The organism is Pseudoalteromonas neustonica, assembly GCF_001653135.1.
Lineage (GTDB): Bacteria > Pseudomonadota > Gammaproteobacteria > Enterobacterales > Alteromonadaceae > Pseudoalteromonas > Pseudoalteromonas neustonica.
In genome coordinates, this window is sequence record NZ_BDDS01000042.1 from 1 (window position 1) to 4,517 (window position 4,517).

Genomic DNA, 4,517 nt, shown 5'->3' on the forward strand with positions numbered 1-4,517 from the left:
AACCGAGTAAAATAATCTTTAACATCACCGTGGGCGGATACGCTGCCGCGCCTGTTTTGTCGTTGTTATACCACGCGTCAAAGCCCGACAAGTCGAGTTTATTTTCGACAATATAACAAAGCGCATACTCAAATGTGCCTGGCAGGATTTGCTCAGAAAAATTGATAGGAATGAATTTATTTTGGCAGGATAAGTCAGGCTTGTAGTTGGCCATAACGGTTTACCGTGGGTGAATAATATCTATTAGATCACAGTAACCCAGTGGATTCAAGGTTAAAAAGCAATCAAGTCAAATGTGTAGAATTAGTTCCTAAAAAGAGTAATTCTACAGCCACAACGAGGCTGTAGAATAACTCTAACAGCCAAATTCAATTAAAAAACGAGCTCCTGTAATTAACTCTAAGCGTTTTTAAAGCATTAGGTAATGCATTTGGAACCCATAAAACAAGCTGTTTTTCTTAAAAAAGAGTAATTCTACAGCCACAACGAGGCTGTAGAATAACTCTAACAGCCAAATTCAATTAAAAAACGAGCTCCTGTAATTAACTCTAAGCGCTTTTAAAGCATTAGGTAATGCATTTGGAACCCATAAAACAGGCTGTTTTTCTTAAAAAAGAGTGATTCTACAGCCACAACGCCCCAATAAGGGGCTGATAATGCTTGGCTAAACTGTGTAGCGGAGCGGAACCGAGCCAAGCTGTTAGCAGTCCCGCTTGATTGCCTTGTTAGTTGCCCGCTACTATGAACCTTTATTTTTTGAAAACTAAAATGAGACTAAAAAATTGCAGGGTCAGTAACATCCCATATTTTCAGCTTAGTTAGGATTTTCGGTATTTCGTAAGTAAAAACATTTGCATCGAGTGAGGAGCTATTACACATACCAACAAAGGCTACTTGCTCCTTGGGTCTACGAATATAACTAGTACTTGTGCCCATCCATCCGCCATTGTGCAGCGTATAATTTGGCTCGATATATTGCCCGTTAGCATAAAAAGTTATTCCGTTGCTTTCGTAGGAGTGTTGGCTATTTGGTGTATTAAATTGAGTCATTATTTTGTTAGGGGCATCACCTAATTTCGGGGTATAAAAGTGATTATCCCAAATCAACATATCTTCGAGTGTAGTGTATAGACCACCGTCACCCACAACAAAAATATTTGTTTCATAACGCTTTAATCCATTATCTTTGAATGTTCTATATCCTTCGGCACGGTTAGGTACTATCTCTCGCATATCATCAGCGAAAAAAGTGCTGTGCATACCAAGCGGTTCAAAGATGTATTTTGTAGTGTACTCCCGCATGGACATACCACTGACGTTAGCTACTAACTCCGACAATAAAAAGTAAGCGAAGTTACTATAGGCTTGTTGAGTATCAGGTTGATGCTCTAAAGGAAGCGATTTTATGACATCGTAGTATTCTTCTTTGGTCAGGTAATCCTCATCACCAAGCCTGAACGGACCACCAGCGGTGGACAGTAGTGGTTTGGGTAATAGCGATTTGAGGGTATCGTAATCTGCCATTCCTGAAACGTGACCTAACATTGAGTTAATAGTTACTTTTACACCATAGTCTTTCAATTCAGTAAGATGTTTCCGTATATCATCATCAAGGTTAATTTCCCCTTTTTCTGCTAATAACAATACCGCAAACCCGGTGAATTGTTTGGATACAGATGCCATACGAAATACTGATATTGAACTGAGCGGAACCTGATGTTCGATGTTTGCCAAACCGTAGCTTTTCTTGAATAAAAATTGTTGATTCTTAATAATACCTACAGAGCACCCCGGTCCATTAGTTGGAATAGACTCTTCTGCAATTCTATCAATTTCCTTTTCCAGCAGCGTTAGTTGGGTTTCGTTTCCCATAACGCTAAATGAAAGTAACAAAATAACCCCAGCGATTCCTTGAATACTTTTATACATTAACTTTCCCTTTTTTTATTATTAACTATTCTGATAGTTGTGTAATTTCATCACTTTCCTTTACATCAAGCAGATAAATAAACTACGTAACACCTCGTAGGTTTGCTTTTTTTGTTGAAAAAGTCAACAAAGTGATAAAAATAAGCAAAACAGTATGCTCACAATTATTGTTATTGGAACTGAATGACATTTTTCTAAATTCTGATTACAGCTTCTTTAGTCGCACACTGGCCTTAAAATTAATGAATTATCAGATTTTCTATTGCCAACAAGTAAATTTTTAAAGTGGTAAATCAAAATGCAATTGGAAGGTTAGGCTAGATGCAATTGAGTGGTACTAATGGTAGATATTTCCCAACCAAACTCGAAATCTACTCTTAGGGCTACTAACGAGGCTGTAGAATAACTCTAACAGCCAAATTCAATTAAAAAACGAGCTCCTGTAATTAACTCTAAGCGTTTTTAAAGCATTAGGTAACGCATTTGGAACCCATAAAACTGGCTGTTTTTCTTAAAAAAGAGTAATTCTACAGCCACAACGCCGCATTAAGCGGACTAAAATTGTGGGTTATACTGTGTAGCGAAGCGGAACGTAACCCACTGTTTTGTTCCGTTTAAATACCTTTTTATACGTGTTTACCCAAGAAGATCAGAAGCATCTTCTGTAAGTGCCCAATCTTTCATATCTTGAACAATATGATTTGATAAGAACTCAAATACATCATTGTATTCTGTTTCTACAACATCCCAACTCCGATCTGATTTACCTGAACCAAAAACAGGATGAAATACAATAACCTTATCAGTAATTGTGCCATCAACAATTTCTAGACCTGCAAAATCGTCATTGTCTTGCCGGCTAGCAAATACAAATACCATTCTGTTTTTTGTATCTTCGTTAGCAAAAGCCTTAGCTGCAGATTCAAATTCTGTTGAGTGAGATAAAAAATGCCAAGGACAGAAACTCTCAGTATTTTGTACCAAAAACCAACGAAGTGCGTTCGGCCAATTTGAATTGATAATTTCAGGTTTCATTTAATCCCTAGATACGTATAACGCCGCCGTCACGCGGCAGTTTTGGAGTTGATTATTTGTGGCAGCGTAGCGATCGCCACAAAAAAGCGACGGAAAAATTGCTCCTGTGCACGGCCTTGTTATGAGCTGATGCCAATTTCCTGAATGTCTTTTTTAAGTTCATCAATGTCTACGTCCGGATTCAATTTGGTTGCTAAATCAAAAGAGAATCTCCCGTCCAATATAGATTGGACTAGATTGCTATCGATGTCTTGCTCAAGAATATTACTAGCATATACGCAGTAGTTGGAGGCAGACATTTGTTGAATCTTAGTAGGGTTGGGTAAATCGTTGATATCTACACCCAGAGCCACCCAGTTGTTATTTTCAAGATACCAAATGCATGAGCCTTCATTCATGCTAAACGCAGGCTCTTCTAGAAAGACCTTAAATCTATCGGGAACCTTGTTTTTAATTGATTCAAAGTCTTCAGCCAAACCGTCCTCTGGGCTTGTACATTTGAATGCAATACCATCATCTGAAATTAGAAAGAACCACTCGCCACCACAGCTGTCACGCAGAGAAGCCATCTCTTCCGTGGGAGACCAACCGGAATTGTAAGAGTAATAACGCAACTCCCAATCCTGCTCTAATATTGCGTCCAACAAAGCAAGATTCTTAAGCTTATTTTTAAATTCTTCGATCATAGTTCAAATTCTTGGTGGCTCATAACGAGGCTGTAGAATAACTCTAACAGCCAAATTCAATTAAAAAACGAGCTCCTGTAATTAACTCTAAGCGCTTTTAAAGCATTAGGTAATGCATTTGGAACCCATAAAACAGGCTGTTTTTCTTAAAAAAGAGTAATTCTACAGCCACAACGCCCAAATAACGGGCTTAAAAAGCTTGGCTAAACTTAGCGACGAAGGAGCTCAAGCCAAGCATTTTAAGTCCTCCGTTGATTTGCTTGTGTACGCCCGACATGGGCATTGACTTATGAGGTGAAAGTCCTCTGTAGGAAGATCACCGTTTAAATAACACACTGTTATTAAACGATAGACACTCGCAAATGGCAAGGGCTAAATCGCGAGAGATAGTCTAGAGGAAGCCGCTAGCATTCTTTATAAAAATAAGTGTGAGCTGATGAACAAAAACATCATATGAGGCGTAGGCTGGAGACGAGCTAGCACAAGATAGCGAAGTCATGTGATCTAACGACCACCGTAAATGATGCAGTTGTGCAGAGAAAGTCGATGCACCTGTTCTTTATTGGTAAAAAAGGGGGGAGATCTGATAAACACGCATCCGCGCTAACGCTTGGAGACTACCAGTTAGGGACTGGTTGTTCAACCCTTGGCGCTCTGGTTGCTGCGACCTACAGCGAGCGAAATAGCAGTAAACAAGCGTTAGTTTAGACGCGCTTTATCGAGTAATCGCTAGAGTGATTTATCAGAAGTCAGCAGATGGCATACGACTGCATGGATGCAGAAGGTAGAGCAACGCAGGAGCAGTTGCCGAGTAGCCAAACGCCCATCGTAATGGAGGGGACACGGTGAAGGCCTGAACATCTTAAC

At 39.5% G+C, this 4,517-nt stretch carries 5 protein-coding genes; 1 reads left to right on the forward strand and 4 read right to left on the reverse strand.

All coding sequences use genetic code 11. The annotated features are described in order from the left end of the window. The 4 genes from A7967_RS21840 to A7967_RS21855 all read right to left on the reverse strand — a co-directional run. On the reverse strand, positions 1-214 hold a 214-nt coding region (locus A7967_RS21840), incomplete at its 3' end, for a transposase (RefSeq protein ID WP_501193731.1). Positions 215-774: 560 nt separating this feature from the next. Beyond that, the gene (locus A7967_RS21845; protein WP_064436101.1) at positions 775-1,929 is read right to left on the reverse strand and encodes a serine hydrolase domain-containing protein; all 1,155 of its coding nucleotides are present in this window, start codon (positions 1,927-1,929) and stop codon (positions 775-777) included. Between the two features lie 636 nt (positions 1,930-2,565). Further along, positions 2,566-2,964: a hypothetical protein gene (locus A7967_RS21850; RefSeq protein ID WP_064436102.1), complete on the reverse strand. Its 399-nt coding sequence runs from the start codon at positions 2,962-2,964 to the stop codon at positions 2,566-2,568. 119 nt (positions 2,965-3,083) lie between these two features. Beyond that, positions 3,084-3,650: a hypothetical protein gene (locus tag A7967_RS21855; protein WP_054206935.1), complete on the reverse strand. Its 567-nt coding sequence runs from the start codon at positions 3,648-3,650 to the stop codon at positions 3,084-3,086. Between the two features lie 546 nt (positions 3,651-4,196). Here A7967_RS21855 and A7967_RS23075 point away from each other — a divergent pair. Next, on the forward strand, positions 4,197-4,358 hold the full coding sequence (locus A7967_RS23075) for a hypothetical protein (RefSeq protein WP_157601522.1): 162 nt from the start codon (positions 4,197-4,199) through the stop codon (positions 4,356-4,358). Positions 4,359-4,517 lie beyond the last annotated feature (159 nt).

Bases quoted from the DNA above. Each gene is read 5' to 3' on its own strand.
- A7967_RS21845 (WP_064436101.1), bottom strand. From the start codon at position 1,929: ATGTATAAAAGTATTCAAGGAATCGCTGGGGTTATTTTGTTACTTTCA.
- A7967_RS21850 (WP_064436102.1), bottom strand. From the start codon at position 2,964: ATGAAACCTGAAATTATCAATTCAAATTGGCCGAACGCACTTCGTTGG.
- A7967_RS23075 (WP_157601522.1), top strand. From the start codon at position 4,197: ATGCACCTGTTCTTTATTGGTAAAAAAGGGGGGAGATCTGATAAACAC.
- A7967_RS21855 (WP_054206935.1), bottom strand. From the start codon at position 3,650: ATGATCGAAGAATTTAAAAATAAGCTTAAGAATCTTGCTTTGTTGGAC.